Below are 18,674 nucleotides of genomic sequence, written 5' to 3' on the forward strand. Positions count from 1 at the left end.
AGCACCGCCCACAGCGCGCCGCCCGCGGCCACGAGCACGACCAGGCCCAGCGCGCCGCCGACGAGGAGGCCGCCGTCTACCCCGCCCCCCTGGCCCGCGTCAGCGGGTGCCGCGGCGACGACGCCCTGCACGGTCTCTGTGAGCGCAGCATCCAAGGAATCCGCCGATGCCTCGGCCTCGTTCGCGATCCGCATCGCCTCGCCTGTGGGGAGCACGTTCGACCCGGCGACCAGATCCTCGCCCACCGCAACGATGACGGTGTCGTAGGTCGGCGCCCCGGGGTCTGCCGGAGCGGCGAGGTCCCGCAGGATCTCGGTGCTCGAGCCCTCCAGGGCGGCGTTCGACGAGAACACGGCGACGGCCACCGACGAGTCGCCGATCTGCTGATCCAGCTTCGCCGCGAGCGCCGCCGAGTCGGAGATCTCCGGCGAGACGTACACGTTGCCCTGCGCGAGGGCTGCGGCCGCCTCGTCGATGTACCCCTCGGCGTCAGCGAGCGTCAGCATCCGTCCGCCGTTCAGAAGTTGTTGATCACGGACGCGAAGACGAGGTCGATCTTCGCGGCGTCGGACGCGTCGAACCACTGGCCGCCGGTCGCCTCGGCGATGCGCTGCAGAGCGCCGGTGTCGGCGCCTTCGCCGTACGCGATCGGGAAGATGCGCACCGGCGCCTCGTCGCCGCCCTCCTTCGACGCGGCGCCGATCTTCGCGACGAGCGAGTCGAGCGAGATCTCGGAGTCGGTGTCCTGGCCGTCCGACAGCAGCACGATCGCGTTGATGCGCCCCGGCTGTGCCCGCGCGACCATCTCGTCGTAGGCCGCGGCGATCGCGTCGTACAGCGGGGTGCCGTCGCGATGGGCGAAGCGCAGGTCGTCGAGCGACGAGTCCACGGACTCACGGTCGGATGCCAGCGGCTCGACGTCACGCAGCACGACGATGTTCTTCCCGGCCTCCGACTCGACGCCGGTGGTGAACGCCCACACCCCGACCTCGTCCGAGGAGCGGAAGTGGCCGAGGGTCGCCTGCGCGCCCTCGATCGCGCCGTCGAGCTTCGAGCGGCCGTCGCCGATCGCCTCGTCCATCGAGCCGGAGATGTCGATCACCTCGAGCACCGACGAGGGCTTGCGGATCTGCGTCCACTGGTCGATGGCGGCCGATACCACGTCGACGGCCGGCTTCGGCAGGGTGACCGCGGGCCCGGCGGGATCGACGCCGTACTCCGCCGTGAAGAGGTCGCCCAGCGGCGCCGAGGCATCCAGCGGGCGGAAGCCGTACTCGGGCAGGATCTTCTGCGCCGCGTCGGTCTGCAGGAAGGCGGCGAACGCCGCGCCCGCCTCGGCCTGCTCGGGCGTCACCCAGTCGGCGCCGAGCACGGTGATCGGGTTGTCGGACCACATCGAGCCGCCCGACGGGTACACGGCGACCAGCTTCTCCTTCGGAGGCGTCAGCGTCTCACCCGGCTGAACCGTGTGCGAGTCGGGGTTGCCCTGGTTGTAGTTGAGCAGCGAGGTCTCTTCGAGCGCCACCGCCGACACGTACCCCGAGCCGCCGGCGCCGTTCTGCGTCTCGTCGTAGAGCCGCGTCAGCACCTTGCCGGTGGTGTCGCCGTAGTGGATCACGCACTCCTCGAACACGCGCGAGAACTCGGCCGCGGCGGCCACGTCGGCAGCCGTGAGATCGGCGTTCTTGCCGGATGCCTCGTACGACTGCATCAGGATCGCCGAGAGCCCGGTCGTCGACGTATTGGGGTTCGTCTTCGAGATCTTGAACGAGCCCCACAGCGGCTTGCCGACGCCCGCCCAGCCCGCGGGGTCCTGGCAGAGCGCCTCGAAGTCGGCGATGCCGATCGGCGATGCCGGATAGCCGAGCGCCTTCGCCATCGTCTCGGGCACGCCGAAGACGACCGGCGTGTGCGTGAACGATTCGGGCTCGCCGACGAGGGAAGCGGATGCTGCGGCCGCGACCCGATCGGTCCACACCGTCGACGCGGGCGACCACATCGTGGGCCAGCGGCGTGTGTCGTCGTCGGGCCAGTCGCCACCCGCCGTGAGGAACCGGGTCGCGTCACCCGACGAGACGTTGATCGGATGCACGGTCGCGCATTCGGCGAGCTGCTCGTGCTGCGACGAGTCCTTGAAGGCGTCGGCCAGCGCGTCCAGCATGTTGACCTTCTCGGACGAGGTCGCCACGACGACGCTCGTGCAGCCGTCGTCGGCGAAATCGCCGCCGCCCGACTCCTCGACCACGGGGTCGGCGCCGAAGCAGCCGGTCAGAGCGATGGCCGAGGCGATCAGCACCGTCGCGCCCGCGAGCAGACGCGGTCGGATCCAGGCGAGGGTCGAGCTGTCGGCGGGCGAGCGCCGGCTTCGTGCGGGCATGGCAGAAGCCTAAGGCTCCCGGTCGCGGGCGCACAGACGATCGGCACACCTCCCCGTCCGCACGGACGCGGCACTGCCTGGTCGCGTCGACGTGGCGCCGGCGGGGCGGCGGAGCCCGCCGCCGACACGGTCCGTATACGCGTCGGCGACGGGGGTATGGGAAAGCGCTCGCCAGGAACCCTAAGACACGGTGGCGCGTCGGCGCAAGGCGGCAGGCCACATCGTAAAAACGTTTCACGAAGTCCTTGCCACACCGCGGGCACCCGTGCCAGACTGCGAGCGACCGTGGCTGGAATACGCTTTCCGTGCGGTTGACAACAAACCCGGACCGCGGCCCCAGCCGCGCTCCACCGGACAGGGCTCGAGTCCGTACGCGCCCGGTTCACGACGATGGATGCCGCGATGCCGCGGCGTGCGCCGTCATCCTTTGCCGATGCTGACAACAGGAGGAACCGTGCCCCACGTGTCCGCACGCGCCGATGGCGCGACGCGACCCGCAGAACACGCCCCCGCGGCCCGCGCACCTCGCCGCGGGCTTCGACTGACCGCGATCGCCGGCGCCACCGCCGTGGTCGCAGCTCTCATCACCGCGACCCCCGCCGCGGCTCTGCTCCCCCCGGCCGACGACGGAGCATGGCGCTTCGACTTCGGGACTGCGACGAGCGCGGTCGCCGAGGGCTGGCAGCAGGTGCGCACGACATCGCTGTACACCGCTGAGGCGGGCTGGGGCATCACCGTGCCCGACGGCGTCACGCTCTTCGACCGCGACCGCGGCACCGACGACTCCCCCGCCGGCCCGATGGAGGACGACTTCATCGCCGGCACGAACTGGGGCTTCCAGCTCGACGGCCTGCCCGAGGGCGACTACGAGGTCACGGTGACCGTGGGCGACGGGTTGAGCTCCGCATCCGGGACCAACGCCACCGTGACGCTCGAGGGCGTCGCCCAGACCCGCCTGACCTCGGCGCGCGGACTCAACACGACCGCGACGTTCACCACCGCCGTCACCGACGGCCAGCTCACGGTGGGCTTCACCGGCTCGGGGCTCGGTGCCTTCGTCAACGGTCTCGTCGTCGCGCCGATCGTTCCCGACGCCCCGACCGGCCTCGCCACGACCCGCGTCGCCTGGAACGGCGTCGACCTCGCGTGGACCGCCGTCGACGGCGCGACGAAGTACCGGGTGCTCCGCGCGCCCGTCGCGAACGACACCACCGGTGACTTCGCGCAGATCGCCGAGACCACCGACCCCTCCTACAGCGACACCTCGGTCGCCGAGGGCGCTTCGTACGCCTACGCGGTCGTCGCCGTGAACGACGACGGCGTGGCCTCCACCCTGTCGGCCGAGGTGCGCTCGGGCATCGTCCCTGAGCTCGTCGCGCCGGTGGCGCCGGCCGACCTCGCCGTGGCGCAGGTCACCCGCGACGCGGTCGCGCTGTCGTGGTCGGCCGTCGCGAACGGCGACGAGTACGTCGTCGAGCGCGCCGGCGCCGATGGCGTCTTCTCCGTGCGGACGACGGTCACGACGCCCGGATACACGGATGCCGCCGACACGGCGCAGCAGTGGACCTACCGCGTCACCGCCCGGAACCAAGCGGGCTCCTCGCCGGCCTCGGCACCCGTCACCTCGAACGCCTACACCGCGCCGGCGCCGCTTCCGGCCGGTGACGTCGTGACGTTCGACTTCGGCCCAGGCCAGGTGGCCGACGGCGCACTGCCGGTGACGTCGGCGACGGCGTACAACCCGGAGTGGGGCTACGGCTTCTCGACCGCGCCCACCTCGGCGACGCCGGACGTCGACCGCGGCGGCTCCGACGCGCTGCGGGGCGACTTCGTCGCCGCGGCCGGCTCGACCTTCGAGGTCGCCCTCGGTGCCGGCGACTACTCTGTGCGCCTGGTCTCGGGCGACGCCCAGGCGGCGACCACGACCACCGTGACGGCCGAGAGCATCGCCAAGGTGCTGGCGAACCCGCAGGCCGCGGGCGCGTTCCTCGACATGTCCTTCACGATCGCCCTCGTCGACGGCACGCTGACGCTGCAGTTCGCGGGCGACGCCCCTGCCGTCAATGCGCTGACCATCACGCGCCTGCCGGCCCGTGTCGCCGGAGCCCTCTCGACGGCCTTCATCACCGGCGACTCGACCGTGCAGACCTACGACCCCATCGCCTACGCGCCGCAGGCCGGCTGGGGCCAGATGATCGACCGGTTCTTCGCCGACGACGTCGCCTTCGCCAACCACGCGATCGGCGGTCGCTCGTCGAAGAACTTCATCACGCAGGGACGTCTCGACGAGGTGCTGCGCAGCATCCGTCCCGGCGACTATCTGTTCGTGCAGTTCGGGCACAACGACGCGACCCAGGGTGTCGACGACCGGTACGCGAGCCCGGCGGACTACAAGGAGTACCTGCGGGTCTACGTCGAGGGCGCGCGTCAGCGCGGTGCGACGCCGATCCTGGTCACGCCTGTCTCGCGCCGCAGCTTCGACGCGGCCACGGGACTGTTCAACGTGAGCTTCCCCGAGTACGTCGAGAAGATGAAGGAGCTCGCCGCCGAGGAGGACGTGCTGCTCGTCGACCTGTCGGCGTCCAGCCGCGCGTACCTGAACGAGATCGGCCCGGAGGCGGCGAAGGCCGTGTTCCTGCACGTGGACCCGGGCGTCTTCCCGAACCGTCCCGCCGGCATCGTCGACGACACGCACTTCCAGGAGTACGGCGCCATCCAGCTGGCACGCCTGATCGCGCAGGACGTCGCAGACCTCGACACCCCGCTCGCCGCGAAGGTCGCCGACGTCGCGCCGCCCGCCGACGTGCCGGTCGCGCCGCAGAACGTGGTGGCCGGAGCGATCAGCAACGGCGGCGCGACGCTGCAGTGGGACGCGTCGCCCACGGCCGACATCTACAAGATCTACCGCCAGGCCGTGGCCGACCCCGAGCCCGAGTGGACGCTCGTCGGCATGGTGACGCAGACGAGCTCGATCGTTCAGGGCCTCGCCGAGGGCACCGGCTACCGGTACCGCGTGGTCGCCGTGAACGGCCGCGGCGAGTCCGCGCCGAGCGCCGCCGTGACCTTCACGACCAAGCAGGCGCTGTACAAGTACGACTTCCAGCTCGCGGGCAACCCGCTGATGGCGGGCTACACCGAAGTGAACCCGAACACGGCCTACACCGCCGACCGCGGCTACGGGTTCCTCAACACCCTTCCCGCTGGAGCCGGTCGTGACCGCGGCGCCGCCGAAGGCTCGAACGACCTGGTGCGCGACTTCGTGCTCCCGGGCGACAGCTCCACCTTCGCCCTCGACGTCCCGAACGGCACGTACTCGGTCAAGACCTACTCGGGCGACTGGATCGGCTCGACCCGCACGACCTTCCGCGTCGAAGGCAAGGAGGCCGGCACCGGCAACGCGGGGCGCGGCGCGGTCAACGAGACGCTGCGCGGCCCGTTCCTCGTCACCGACGGGCAGCTCGACGTCGAGGCGTACGGCGCCGCGGCGGGCACGCGCCTGAACGGCCTGGAGATCACACCGATCCTGCTCGGACCCGTGGGTCTCGAGGTCGCCGACGTGAACGCCGACCCGGCGGCGCCGAGTGTGTCGCTGGCATGGGACGCCGAGCCCGGCCTCACCTGGAACGTGTACCGGACCTCGCCGTTCGACACCAAGCCCGTGCTCGTCGCCGCGGTGAGCGAGCCGGCGTTCGTCGACACGACGGCCCGCGTCGGCCTCGACTACGCGTACCACGTGACCGCGGTCGACCAGACGAAGCTCGAGTCGGTGCCGTCGGCGACCGTCGAGGTCTCGTTCGTCGACGCCGACGTCACGCCGCCCGCGGCCCCGTCGGGGCTCTCCGTCGAGAGCATCGACAAGCGAGCGGTGGAGTTCTCCTGGGCACAGCCGCTGGGCGCGCTGTACTACCTGGTGTTCCGCTCCGAGGTCGAGGGCGAGCGCGGCGAGCTGATCGGCGTGGCCGACGCGAGCCGCTACACCGACACCGACGTGCTCACCACGATCCCGTACTTCTACACGGTGGTCGCGGTGAACGCGGGCGGCGCCGGCGCCGCGTCGGCGCAGCTCGGCACCGAGGCGGTGACGGTGCTGCAGCGGCAGGCCGAGTACCTCGACCGTGCCCCGGCGGCCGTGGACACGGATGCCGGGAACCTGGTGTCGTGGCGCATGCTCGGCACCGATCCCGACAGCGTCGCCTTCCACGTCTACCGTGACGGCGCGCGGATCACGTCGACGCCGATCACCGACTCGACGAACTATCTCGACGAGGCCGGGGCCGCAGCATCCGTCTACTTCATCACCAAGGTGCTGGACGGCGTCGAGACCACCGAGACCGACTCGTTCGGGGTGCAGACCGGTGCGTACCGGTCGGTGCCGCTCGACAAGCCGGCCGACGCCTACAGCAAGGACGGCCAGCCGTACACCTACTCCGCCAACGACACGAGCGTGGGCGACGTGGACGGCGACGGCCAGTACGAGCTGCTGGTGAAGTGGGACCCGTCCAACGCGAAGGACAACTCGCAGGCCGGCTACACCGGCAACGTGTACCTCGACGCCTACCGGCTCGACGGCACGCGGCTGTGGCGCATCGATCTGGGCGTGAACATCCGGGCCGGCGCGCACTATACGCAGTTCCAGGTGTACGACTACGACGGCGACGGACGTGCCGAGCTCATGATGAAGACCGGTGACGGCACGATCGACGGCATCGGCCAGCCGATCGGCAACGCCAGCGCCGACTACCGCAACAGCTCGGGCTACGTGCTCACGGGCCCCGAATACCTCACGGTGTTCGACGGCCTGACCGGAGCGGCGATCGACACGGTGGACTACGTGCCCGCTCGCGGCGACGTCGGAGCCTGGGGCGACGCCTATGGCAACCGGGTGGACCGGTTCCTGGCGGCGACGGCGTACCTCGACGGCGAGCACCCGAGCGCGGTCTTCAGCCGCGGATACTACACCCGCGCGGTGATGGCGGCGTACGACTTCGACGGCTCGCAGCTCACCCAGCGGTGGGTGCTCGACTCGAACGAGGACGGCAACGAGGGCTTCTACGGCATGGGCAACCACAACCTGTCGGTGGCCGACGTGGACGGCGACGCCAAGGACGAGGTCGTCTACGGCTCGGCGACGGTCGACGACGACGGGGAGCTGCTCTACTCCACCGGGCTCGGCCACGGCGACGCGATCCACGTGTCGGATCTCGTCCCCTCGAACCCCGGCCTCGAGGTCTTCGCAGCCCACGAGGACATGGGCAACTCGGGCAACCTCGGCGCGACCATGCGCGACGCGCGCACGGGCGAGGTGCTGTGGTCGATCCCCGCGGTGAAGGACACCGGCCGCGCGGCATCCGGCGACATCGATCCCCGCTACGCCGGGGCCGAGGGGTGGGCCATCGGCGGCGACGCCGCGTGGAACTCCCCGGTCGGGCAGCTGAAGTCGTCCACGGGCGAGCTCATCGGCGAGAAGATCCCCGCGGCGAACTTCCTCGCGTGGTTCGACGGCGACCCGCTCCGCGAGATCGTCGACCACGACTGGAACGCGACCACGTCCCAGGGCGTGCCGACGATCGCCGAGTGGAACTGGGAGACCGGCTCCGCCGACGTGATCGTGAAGGCCGACGGCGCACGCTCGAACAACTCGACGAAGGGCACACCCAACCTGCAGGCCGACCTGTTCGGCGACTGGCGCGAGGAGATCGCATGGCGCTCGGCGGACTCGAGCGAGCTGCGGATCTACTCGACCACCGACGAGACCGACCTGCGCATTCGCACGCTGATGCACGACCCGGTCTACCGCCTGTCGGTCGCGTGGCAGAACACCGGCTACAACCAGCCGCCGCAGACGTCGTTCTTCCTGGGCGACGGGATGGCCGAACCGCCTGCTCCGCGCATCGCGGTCACCGGTGACCCCTCGGGGGCGGCGGACACCACCGCACCGGTGCTGTCGGGGCTGCCCGCGGACGGCACGCTGCTGCCGAGCACGGCGACATTCACGGTGGGGGTGAGTGCGGGCGACCCGGAGTCGGGCGTGCGAAACCTCGACATCGCGTTCGACGGCGAGCCGGTCGCGCCGGGTCAGGTCATCGCGCTGGCGGAGCTCGTCGGCCCGCACACCGTGACGGTGAACGCGGTCAACCACGACGGCCTCGTCACCGCCGCGTCGGTGCAGCTGCTGGTGTTCGACGACGAAGGCGCCGCCGCCAAGCCCGGTCGCGGTGTGCTGTCGACGGACTCCGGTTGGGAGGACGGCCTGCACGACGGCACGTTCACGGTCTCGATGAACCTCTGGTCGGGGGTCAACGGCGCGGTGTACAAGCTGTACGAGAACGGCACCCTCGTCTCGACGAAGCTGCTCGACGCGAACTCGCCGAAGGCGCAGCTGTCGACCGTCGACGTGTCGGGCAAGCCCAACGGCACCTACGTGTACACCGGCGAGCTCATCAACGCGAAGGGCACCACCGCGACCACCTCGGTCACGGTGAAGGTGAAGGACGCCGCACCCGCGGCACCCGTCCTCTCGCACGACAACTGGGACAAGGACGGCAACTACACCGTCACCGCCGACCTGTGGTGGGGCACCAACGCCACCACCTACCGCCTGTTCGAGAACGGCACGGTGATCGACGAGCAGTCGCTCACCGCCGCCTCCCCGAACGCGCAGCAGGCGAAGACCGCCATCGCGGGACGCGCACCCGGCACCTACACCTACGTCGCCGAGTTCGCGAACGCCGCCGGAGCGACCAGCTCCAAGGCGATCACGGTCACGGTGAAGTAGCCGGACTCCGGGAATGCGGCCGGTCGCCCTCGGGCGGCCGGCCGCTTCGCGTCTGCGCCGGGCCCCGGGCGTTTCGACTTCGCGCGCCAGAGCGCGCTTCGCTCAACGACCGACACTCAGGTTCCGGTCGTCGAACGAGCTTGCGAGTCGCCAGAGCGCGCTTCGCTCAACGACCGATACTCAGGACCCGGTCGTCGAGCGAGCTTGCGAGTCGCCAGAGCGCGCTTCGCTCAACGACCGATACTCAGGTTCCGGTCGTCGAGCGAGCTTGCGAGTCGCCAGAGCGCGCTTCGCTCAACGACCGATACTCAGGTCCCGGTCGTCGAGCGAGCTTGCGAGTCGCCAGAGCGCGCTTCACTCAACGACCGATACTCAGGTCCCGGTCGTTGAGCGAGCTTGCGAGTCGAAACGCGCCGAACGCGGCGACGACTCTGAGCTCAGCCGCCGAATCCGCACCAGGCCGCGACCCACGACAGGATCCGGCCGCGCAGCTCATCGCCGACGAACAGCTCGATCTCGCCGGGCTCCCCCGCCACCTCGACGCGCACGTCGAAGATCGTGCCGCGCTTGTCCTCTTGCACGGCGTGCGGGTCGCAGCGGAACGGCACGATCGGCAGCGTGATGACGATCGGCGTCTCGTCACCCTCGGCGACCTCGAGGTCGAGCGGGAACGCCCCGTCCACGGTGGCAGATCCGAAGTCGAGGAGGTTCGTGCCCTGCACGCCCGCGATCGTGGCGGCGGCGCCACCGGCCGGGGTGACGGTCAGCTCGAGTGCGGCCGGCTCGCCGGGGGCGGACGCCTGGAACCCTGTGAAGGCGAGGGTCGCGGCATCCGCCAGTCGCTCGCGCAGGCACTCGCGAGCGTGGAGTGGGGCGACGAATCCCAGCGGGTCGGTCGCGGCTGCTTCGATCTCGTGCGCGCCCGACTCCTCGATGACCTCGAGCACAACGACCGGCTGCCCCTCGTCGGACGCCCCGCACGCGACCGGCGGAAGCTGCACGCGGATGTCGACTCCACCGCCGGCGCGGACCGTGCTGGTGCGCCCCGCCACGACCCTCGTCGCCGGGCCGTCGAAGCGAGCGTCCTGCACCCGCACCTCGCCGATCACCAGCTGCTCGGCGGATCGGTTCACCACCCGCACCTGCGCCTGCCGCGGCGCGACGTCGGCGCGCAGCTGCGCGAGCTCGACGCTCACCCCGGCGGGAACCGTCGGCTGTGCGAGGGGATCGGTGCCTGGCGTGGCCGCGCAGCCGCCGAGGGCCAGGACTCCGGCGACCGCCATCGAGAGCGCTGCGCGCCCGCGAGCATGCCGGGAACGCATCCTGCCGCGGTCTCCCGATCTCCTGGTGTCTCCGCTGCGTCGCGGCATCCGCTCACCGATTGTGAGGAGTTCCGCACTCCGTGGCCGCTGCACGATACTCCGTGATGGTCACCGCGTCAGCGTCTCACGGGCGACGGTGAAGTCCTCGAGCGCCACCGGGTCGATGTCGACGCCCAGGCCGTGACCGATCGGCACCCGCACGTACCCGTCTTCGAGCACGGCAGGCTCGGTGACGATGTCGCGCGTGTAGAAGCGGCTCGAGGCCGAGACGTCGCCCGGCAGCGTGAAGCCGGGGAGCGCCGCGAGGGCAGCATTCGCGGCACGGCCGATGCCGGTCTCGAGCATGCCGCCGCACCACACCGGCACGCCGGCCGCGAGGCAGCGGTCGTGGATCTTGACCGCTTCGACGTAGCCGCCGACCCGGCCGGCCTTGATGTTGATGACGGATGCCGACCCCAGCGCGAGGGCGTCGGCCGCCGCCTTGTCGGACACGATGGACTCGTCGAGGCAGACGGGGGTGCGCAGGCGCCGAGCGAGCGTCGCGTGGTCGACGAGGTCGTCCTCCTGCAGCGGTTGCTCGATGAGGAGCAGGTCGAAGCGGTCGAGCTCGGCGAGCGTGTCGGCATCCGCCATCGTGAAGGCGGAGTTCGCATCGACCTGCAGCGGGATCGCGCCGAAGGCGTCGCGCACGGCGGCCGTGTCACCGACGTCGCGCCCGGGCTTGATCTTGATCTTGATGCGCACGTAGCCCTCGTCGAGGTAGCCGCGCACGGTCTCGACGAGCGCCGCGGGGTCGCGCTGGATGCCGACCGACACCCCGCTCGGCACACGGTCGCGCACCGCCCCGGCGTACTCGGCGAAGCTGCGTCCCTCGGCGCGCAGCGCCGCATCGAGCACGGCGAGCTCGAGTCCGGCCTTGGCCATGCGGTGGCCCTTGAAGGGCTCGAGCACGCTCGCGACCTCCTCGGGCGCGAGGTGCTCCCGGTCGAGGAGTGCCGGCGCGAGGAAGCGCAGCGCGACGTCCCACGCGCCCTGGGTGTACTCGCTCGAGTACAGCGGATCGGCCTGCGTGACGACTTCGCCCCAGCCGTCGCCGTCAGCGGTGAGCGCCCGCACGACGATGACCTCACGCACCGTCTCGGTGCCGAACGACGTGGTGAAGGGGGCGACGAGCGGCAGGTGCAGCACCCGCAGCTCGAATCCTTCGAGGGTGACGGATGCCGCCGGCCGGGCGATGGGCATGCGCTCAGCGTACGCCCGGCCGGCGACGGAGCGAGGCGATCAGTGCGCGAAGCGCGCGGCCTGGGCGTCCCGGAGGACCGGGACGTACGTGGACCGGGCGACCCGCGGCCGCCGGCGACGCGGTTCTGCCGGCGCCGTGTGGTGCGCCGTTCCCCGCAGCGCGTCGCTCAGAGCGACGATCAGGGTCTCGATGTGCTCGCGCATGGTTCCTCCTCGTTCGTAGAAGAGGAGATGCTCGGGGCGGTGCTGATACATCACCCGCCGCGTCGCGAGGGCCAGCTCTTCGTGGGCCGACTGATCGGCGAACGAACTGATCGGTACACCTGCGTACCCGTCCATGACGCCACGGTACGAGGGGGTTCCGACATCGGTGATGATCTCGCGGGCGCGGCGGACGGCTCGGGCGGTCAGTCCGGGGTCACGCGGGGAGTTCGGCGAAGGCGCGCACCGGGAAGGTGCCGAACCCCTCGACGGCGGGCGGCGCCGCGGTGAACCGCGCGCCGCGCGGCGGCACCGAGCCGAGGTTCGTCAGGTGCTCGACGACATGCACGCCGGCGCCGAGCAGCAGCGAGTGCGCGGGCCGCTCGCCGCCCGACTCGGTGTCGTCGATGTTCACCGAGTCGATGCCGACGAGCACGGCCCCCGCGTCGATGAGCCACTGCGCGGCCTCGCCCGTGAGGTACGGTGCCCCGGCCCCGTACTCCGGCTGCCCGAACCAGCGGTCCCAGCCGGTGTGCAGCAGGACGGCCGCGCCGCGCACGTCGCGATCGGCGAGCGTGGCGGAAGAAATGCCTCGACGGGTGGGCCCACACGACCCGAGGCTCCGCGCAGCGCGCCAGCGCTGCGTGGAGAGGTCGTGGGGAGCATCCCACGCGTCCTCGAGGTGGAACACCTCGGCGCGCAGGCCGACGAGCGACGACAGCTCGAGACCCGCCAGGTCGGTGCCGTCGGCGTACCGGTGGAACGGCGAGTCGAGGTAGGTGCCGGTGTTGCCGATCATGTGGATGACGTCCATCGCGAACTCCGTCCCCGGCGCGTAGCGGGCGCGCGAGTCCTCCCGCGTGAGGTGGGGCGTGATCGTGGGCGCGGGAAGGCCGGGGTAGGTGACGAGGCCAGCGCGGATCGGGTGGCTGAGATCGACCACGCGCGTGCCGCCGGCGGCCGGGGACGCGGCATCCACTCCCCTGCTGCCGCGGTGCGGCTCCTCGACGATGCGCAGGCCCCGCAGCTCCACCTCGTCGACGAGCGCCAGCCCGAGGTGGGCGATCAGCAGGCGCGCGATCTCGTCCTCGGTGGCATCCGCGCGCGGAAGGTCCAGCCGGAACCCCGTGCCGGCGAGACCGCCGCCGTTGGCGAAGCGGATGTCGAAGTCGAAGTGGGCGCGGTATTCGGGCATGCGGTCAGCGTAGGGGCGCAGCGCCCGCGCGGACTGCCACTCATCGCCGAATTCCGGTCGTTGAGCGAGCGTGCGAGTCGAAACGCGTGGGGCGTTCTCGAAGACTCGTCGCGTTTCGGCTTCGCGCGGGAGCGCCTTCCGCTCAACGACCGGGAACGAGCAGGTACCCCCGCGCGTCGTCGAAGCCGCCGATGACGAGGCCCTCGGCCAGGTGCCCGACGAGCTGCTCGCGCACGCGTGCGCGCCAGACCGCGGCATCCACCGGCGTCTCGCGGCGGAGGATCTCGATGTCGTGCGGGATCTCGACCGAGGCGACCACGCGCTCGTCCTCGGGGGTGGGCATGGGCGGCGCGGCGAGCGCCCACGACACCATGATGCGGTCGGTCTCGTCGCCGCGGTTGACGCCGTCGTCCATCGGCCCGTAGTGGTTGACGAGGTATTCGGTGACCCGCGTGCCGAGCACGCGCAGGTTGAAGTGGGCGTTGCGCGCGACGAGCGGGTCGAACGTCCACGTGATGTGACCGACGCCTCGTGCGAGCGCCCACTCCTGCTGGTGCCGCTTGAGCACGCGGCCCAGCCCCTGCGACTGGTGGTCGGGGAGCACGCCCGTGATGTGGCTGTGCATCGAGCGCGCGGCGGGCTCCGCGAAGAACGCGACGGACGCCCCGACCATCCGCTCCTCGTCGTACAGGCCGACGGCGTAGTTGCCGGCGTGGGCGAGGGCGCGCAGCAGGTTCGGCGGCATGCCGCCCCGGTCGCCGCCCCACACCTCGGCGAGCACGGCGGACGCGCGGTGGACCTCTTCGACCGTGTCGAGGAAGCGGATGTCGATGCCGGGCGGCGTCGCGGTCTCGGGCATGTGCTAAGTCTGCACCCGCAGGCCCGGCAGGACTCCTCCGATCCGGCCCGCGCATCGCGGAACCCCGCACGGCACCGCTGTCCGGCGCGGAATCGAAGGAGTTCTGCACCCCACGCCGCGGAGCCCGGTGCTCGCAGCCCCAGATAGCCTGAACTGATGGGCACGGGTGACGAGGACGCGAGAAGAAGACTCACCCGGATGCCTCGCCAGGGCGCCATCGTGGCGGTCCTGGCGATCGCGGGGCTCGCGTCGTCGTTCATGTTCACGCTGGTCGTGCCCATCCAGTCGAAGCTGCCGGAGCTCCTGAACGCGAGCCGCGACGACACCGCGTGGGTCGTCACCTCGACCCTTCTCGCGGCTGCGGTGATGACCCCGATCGCCGGACGCCTCGGCGACATGTACGGCAAGCGCCGCATCGTGCTGGTGCTGCTGGCCCTGCTGGTCGTCGGATCGGTGATCGCCGCCGCCTCCCCCGGCATCGTCGGTGTGATCGTCGGGCGTACGCTGCAGGGCGCCGTGACCGGCGTGATCCCCCTCGGCATCTCGATCCTGCGCGACGTGCTGCACGAAGACCGGGTCGACTCCGCCATCGCCCTCATCAGCGCCACGCTCGGCGTGGGCGGTGCGCTGGGGCTTCCGATCAGCGCCTTCATCACCGAGCGCAGCGACTGGCACGTGCTGTTCTGGGTCGCCGCCGGCCTCGGCGTGATCGTCTTCGCCCTCGTGCTGTGGATCGTGCCGGTGAGTGCGCTGCGCACGGGCGGGAAGTTCGACTACCTCGGCGCGGCCGGCCTCGCCGTCGGACTCGTCGGCGTGCTGCTCGCGGTGTCGCGGGGCAACGAGTGGGGCTGGACCTCCCCCGTGGTGCTCGCGTGCGGCCTCGGCGGCCTCGCCGTGCTGCTGCTGTGGGGCTGGTACGAATTGCGCATCACGGACCCGCTGCTCGACCTCCGCGTCGCGGCGCGGCGCCCCGTGCTGCTCACCAACCTCGCCTCGATCGCGTTCGGCTTCTCGCTGTTCGCGTCGAACGTGATCTACCCGCAGATGCTCGAACTGCCGACCGCGGCAGGCGGGTTCGGCCTGTCGCTCGTGGCCGCGAGCCTCATCGTGATGCCGGCAGGTCTCGTGATGATGGTGCTCTCGCCCTTCTCAGGGCAGCTCGCGCGCACGGTCGGGCCGAAGCTCCTCCTCGTGGTCGGCGCCATCGCGCTCGTCGTCACCTACGCGTTCACCCTCCTGTTCGCGAGCGAGGTGTGGCAGATCCTCGTGGCGAACATCGGCATCGGCTTCGGCATCGGCTTCGGCTACGCGGCGATGCCGATGCTCATCATGCGCTCGGTGCCGCAGTCCGAGACGGGCGCGTCCAACGGCCTCAACGCGCTGTTCCGCTCGCTCGGCACCAGCACCGCCGCGGCCGTGATCGGCGCGGTGCTCGCGACCTTCGCGGTCGAGGTCGACGGCGTGCCGGTGCCCGATCCGGCGGCGTTCCACATCTCGTTCCTGCTCGGCGGCGGGGCGGCGCTCGTCGCCCTGCTGGTCGCGCTGTTCATCCCTCGCCACCACGCACCGCAGGAGCGGCATCCGTCCCTCCCGGAGTGATGGCGCCGCTCCGCGCGTTCGTCGGCGGAGAACCCCCGTCCTCAGATGAGGAGCAGTGCCGAGATGCGGAGCACACCCGGCCTGTGGCTCCTCACGTCGGCGCAGACCCTCAACTGAGGAAGACCACGTTGCTGCGCGCGAAGTGACTCGGTGGCGACGAGGCCGTTCCGGTAGGTCGCGGTCGCGTCGACGGCTGCGGCAGCTCATCGTCGTACGTCACCCAGCAAGGCGCGCGGCGCCGCCGATGACGCCGATCCGCATGTGCGTGCCGTTCTGTGAGGCCCCCGCAGCCCAGTTCTACGACCCCGAGAACGAGATCCCCTACTTCACGGTCCTCGGCGGCATCGCGATCGTGCTGGGCCTCGCGCTGCTTGCCGCGGTCAAGCCGGTGCTGAAGCTGATGCGGGGAGTCCGATAGGCAGCGAGTGGCGCGAGCGCCCGGGCGCCAGCGCGATCTCTCCGTGGGGCGTCGCCAGCCGGGCGGTCACGCCATGCGGCACGTCGACGATCACGGATGCTGCATCGCCGGCGACCGTCCACTCCACGCCGAGCTGCCCGTAGGGCGTGCCGACGTGCGCGCGCACATGGTCCAGCCCGGCCTCGAAGTCGGGCTCGATGACGGCGGTGCGATAGCCGGCTGCGGTGGGACGGATGCCGGCGACCCGACGATAGAGGAAGTCGTCGACGCTGCCGGGCGCATAGTGGTTGAACGACATCGGGCGGATCGAGCCGTCCGGCGCGATCGCATCCCACGTCTCCCAGATCGTCGTCGCGCCGTTGTCGACCTCGTAGAGCCACGACGGCATCTCGGACTGCCACAGCAGGGTGCGGGCGAGTTCGGGGTGACCGTGATCGCACAGCACATCGAGCAGGTACGGCGTCGAGAGGAAGCCGGTGTCGAGCCGGTCGCCGCGCTCGTGGACGAGTTCGACGAGCCGCGCGGCGGTGCGGGCGCGCAGCCCGGCAGGCACCATGTCGAACGCGAGCGCGACGACGTAGACACCCTGGAGGCGCACCGGCAGGTCGCCGTCGGCGTCGACGTACTCGGCGGCGAAGGCGGCACGCACCCGAGCTGCCCGCTCGGCGAGGTCGGCGGCATCCGTGGGTCGTCCGAGTACTCCGGCCGCCTGAGCGGCGATCGTGAGGGTGTTCGCCTGGAACATCGGCGCAAGGTACTCGCTGGTGAGGGCCGGCGCGATGCCGATCGCCTCGTGCGTCGGCCGCCCCTCCATCGTGCTCGGGGTCAGCCAGTCGCCGAAGTGCGCGCCGGTGTTGTAGAGCAGCGCCTGGTTGCGCCTGCGCTCGTCGGGCAGATCGAGGCCATGGAGGGCCTCCGGGAGCTCGGCCGCCGCGGCCCGGCGCTGGTACTCGATCCACCGGAGCATCGCGTCGAGGTTCTCCTCGAGCACGCGGCGGTCGCCGGTGCGCTCGTAGAGCGTCCACGGCACGATCGCGATGGCGTCGCTCCAGCCCGCGGCGGCCACGATCGAGCCGATCCCCTGAGCGGAGGCGGCCGCCTCGGCGTCGAACGGCGAACGCGGCGAGAAGATCGGGATGCGGCCGTCGGGCAGCTGGTCGGCGCGCAGGTTGTCGAGCCACCGCTCGAGGAAGGGGACCACCTGCGCGTTGTTCGTCGCCGCCGCGGCGAACGCCTGGATGTCGCCGGTCCAGCCCGCCCGCTCGCGCTGCGGGCAGTCGGTCGGCACCGACAGGAAGTTGCCGCGCTGACTCCAGACGACGTTCTGATGAAGACGGTCGAGACGGGGATCGGATGCCTCGAACGAGCCGGTCTGCTCCAGATCGCTCGCGATCACGACGGCGACGACATCGTCGGCCGAGAGCTCCGCCGTCAGGCCGCTGATGCGCGCGTAACGGAAGCCGTGGAACGTGAACTCGGGCTCCCACTCGTCCGCTCCGCCGGCCGAGACGAAGACGTCCGTCTGCTCCTTGTTGATGCCGACGATGTTGGCGAACCACGAGCCGTCGGCCGCGAGCGTCTCGGTGTGCTCGATCGTGACGCGCTGACCTGCGGTCATGTCGCGCAGACGCACCCACACGCGACCGACGAGCACCTGGCCGAAGTCCACGATCGTGCCCTGCGCGGTCTCGACGAGCGCGACCGGGCGCACCTCGAGCACCCGGCGCACCGGCTCGCCGCGGAACGGCACCAGGACGGCGTGATCGGTGCCGACCTCGGCCACCGGCATCCATCCGCCGTCGTCGAATCCGGGTCGGTCCCAGCCCGACGGCACCGCGCGACGATCGAAGCTCTCGCCGACGAACAGATCGGCGTACGCCCACGGCCCGGGCGCGCTGCGCACATCGGCGCCGGAGGTCACGAGCTGGGTCGTGCCATCGGCGTAGTCGACGTGCAGCTGCCAGATGGCCGATGTGCGGGTGCCGAACTGCGCGCTGGATCCGGTGAGGCCCATCCGGCCGGCCCACCAGCCGTCTGCCAGCGCCAGCCCGAGGACGTTCTCGCCCTCGACGAGCGCCGCCGTCACGTCGGACGACGTGAACGAGATGCGGTGCTCGTAGCTGTCGAATCCGGGGGCGAGCACCTGGTCGTCCGCGCGCCGGCCGTTGACGGACGCGGAGTACACGCCGCGAGCGGTGGCGAACAGCCGCGCCCGGACGACGCCGGGACCGATCTCGAACGCCTGCCGCAGCAGCTGCGGGGGCCGCAGGCGCTCTTCGGGCGGCGAGTCGGGTCCGAGTCCGCGGATCCAGTCGACGATGCTCCACCGCTCGATGACCGCGTCCTGCTGCCTGGGCTCGATCCAGGGCGCGACCCAGTCGGAGGCATCCAGCAGCGACGTCTCGAACGTCGAGGTGGCCCAGTCCGACCATTCGCCGCCCGACGGACGACTGCGCACGCGCCATTCGTAGACGGTGTTCGAGGTCAGCGGCTCGCCGGCGTAGACGACAGGTGCGGCGTCGGCGGTCTCGATCACACCGCTCGCCCAGACGAGCCTGCCCCCGGTCGACACCTCCAGCTCGCACGCCGCGCGCGCGTGGTCGACGAGCCACGAAAGCCGCGGCTGCCATGTTCCGAGGGCGATCGGGGCGCGGAGGTGTTCGACGCGCAGGTCGTACGGTGTCAT

The 18,674-nt window shown here is 71.2% G+C and carries 11 protein-coding genes; 3 read left to right on the forward strand and 8 right to left on the reverse strand.

Annotated elements, in window-relative coordinates:
* Together AC3A46_RS07095 and AC3A46_RS07100 are read right to left on the reverse strand one after the other, a co-directional pair.
* Positions 1-506: hypothetical protein (locus AC3A46_RS07095; protein ID WP_487664501.1), on the reverse strand; the 506-nt coding region annotated here is incomplete at its 3' end.
* 11 nt (positions 507-517) lie between these two features.
* A complete protein-coding gene (locus AC3A46_RS07100; protein WP_487664502.1) occupies positions 518-2,377 on the reverse strand; it encodes a vWA domain-containing protein in 1,860 nt (619 codons plus the stop codon).
* A gap of 463 nt (positions 2,378-2,840) precedes the next feature.
* Between AC3A46_RS07100 and AC3A46_RS07105 the strand changes: the two genes are divergently transcribed.
* Positions 2,841-9,152, forward strand: coding sequence for a rhamnogalacturonan lyase family protein (locus tag AC3A46_RS07105; RefSeq protein WP_487664618.1), 6,312 nt, complete (start codon positions 2,841-2,843; stop codon positions 9,150-9,152).
* A 437-nt stretch (positions 9,153-9,589) separates the two neighbouring features.
* On the opposite strand, the gene AC3A46_RS07110 is transcribed toward AC3A46_RS07105, so the two are convergent.
* From AC3A46_RS07110 to AC3A46_RS07130, 5 genes are all read right to left on the reverse strand, one after another.
* A complete protein-coding gene (locus AC3A46_RS07110; RefSeq protein WP_487664503.1) occupies positions 9,590-10,435 on the reverse strand; it encodes a hypothetical protein in 846 nt (281 codons plus the stop codon).
* Between the two features lie 147 nt (positions 10,436-10,582).
* Entirely contained in the window at positions 10,583-11,716 is a 1,134-nt protein-coding gene (gene menC / locus AC3A46_RS07115; protein ID WP_487664504.1) for an o-succinylbenzoate synthase, read from the reverse strand.
* A 39-nt stretch (positions 11,717-11,755) separates the two neighbouring features.
* A complete protein-coding gene (locus AC3A46_RS07120; protein ID WP_487664505.1) occupies positions 11,756-12,055 on the reverse strand; it encodes a hypothetical protein in 300 nt (99 codons plus the stop codon).
* A gap of 79 nt (positions 12,056-12,134) precedes the next feature.
* On the reverse strand, positions 12,135-13,112 hold the full coding sequence (locus tag AC3A46_RS07125) for a cyclase family protein (RefSeq protein WP_487664506.1): 978 nt from the start codon (positions 13,110-13,112) through the stop codon (positions 12,135-12,137).
* A 142-nt stretch (positions 13,113-13,254) separates the two neighbouring features.
* Positions 13,255-13,971 (reverse strand): GNAT family N-acetyltransferase, encoded by a 717-nt coding sequence (locus AC3A46_RS07130; protein WP_487664507.1) that lies wholly within the window; start codon positions 13,969-13,971, stop codon positions 13,255-13,257.
* A 198-nt stretch (positions 13,972-14,169) separates the two neighbouring features.
* Between AC3A46_RS07130 and AC3A46_RS07135 the strand changes: the two genes are divergently transcribed.
* Both AC3A46_RS07135 and AC3A46_RS07140 read left to right on the forward strand, forming a co-directional pair.
* A complete protein-coding gene (locus AC3A46_RS07135; protein ID WP_487664508.1) occupies positions 14,170-15,570 on the forward strand; it encodes an MFS transporter in 1,401 nt (466 codons plus the stop codon).
* A 244-nt stretch (positions 15,571-15,814) separates the two neighbouring features.
* Positions 15,815-15,988, forward strand: a complete 174-nt coding sequence (locus tag AC3A46_RS07140; RefSeq protein WP_487664509.1) for a hypothetical protein — start codon at positions 15,815-15,817, stop codon at positions 15,986-15,988.
* Here the strand turns inward: AC3A46_RS07140 and AC3A46_RS07145 are convergent.
* Positions 15,951-18,674 carry a family 78 glycoside hydrolase catalytic domain gene (locus AC3A46_RS07145; protein ID WP_487664510.1) on the reverse strand — a complete coding sequence of 908 codons (2,724 nt, stop codon included), beginning with the start codon at positions 18,672-18,674 and terminating at the stop codon, positions 15,951-15,953. The two genes, AC3A46_RS07140 and AC3A46_RS07145, sit on opposite strands and share 38 nt — an antisense overlap.

It is taken from the genome of Microbacterium sp. Soil_C_42 (assembly GCF_057656735.1).

Bases quoted from the DNA above. Each gene is read 5' to 3' on its own strand.
- AC3A46_RS07100 (WP_487664502.1), bottom strand. From the start codon at position 2,377: ATGCCCGCACGAAGCCGGCGCTCGCCCGCCGACAGCTCGACCCTCGCC.
- AC3A46_RS07145 (WP_487664510.1), bottom strand. From the start codon at position 18,674: ATGACACCGTACGACCTGCGCGTCGAACACCTCCGCGCCCCGATCGCC.
- menC (WP_487664504.1), bottom strand. From the start codon at position 11,716: ATGCCCATCGCCCGGCCGGCGGCATCCGTCACCCTCGAAGGATTCGAG.
- AC3A46_RS07140 (WP_487664509.1), top strand. From the start codon at position 15,815: ATGACGCCGATCCGCATGTGCGTGCCGTTCTGTGAGGCCCCCGCAGCC.
- AC3A46_RS07110 (WP_487664503.1), bottom strand. From the start codon at position 10,435: ATGGCGGTCGCCGGAGTCCTGGCCCTCGGCGGCTGCGCGGCCACGCCA.
- AC3A46_RS07130 (WP_487664507.1), bottom strand. From the start codon at position 13,971: ATGCCCGAGACCGCGACGCCGCCCGGCATCGACATCCGCTTCCTCGAC.
- AC3A46_RS07135 (WP_487664508.1), top strand. From the start codon at position 14,170: ATGCCTCGCCAGGGCGCCATCGTGGCGGTCCTGGCGATCGCGGGGCTC.
- AC3A46_RS07120 (WP_487664505.1), bottom strand. From the start codon at position 12,055: ATGGACGGGTACGCAGGTGTACCGATCAGTTCGTTCGCCGATCAGTCG.
- AC3A46_RS07125 (WP_487664506.1), bottom strand. From the start codon at position 13,112: ATGCCCGAATACCGCGCCCACTTCGACTTCGACATCCGCTTCGCCAAC.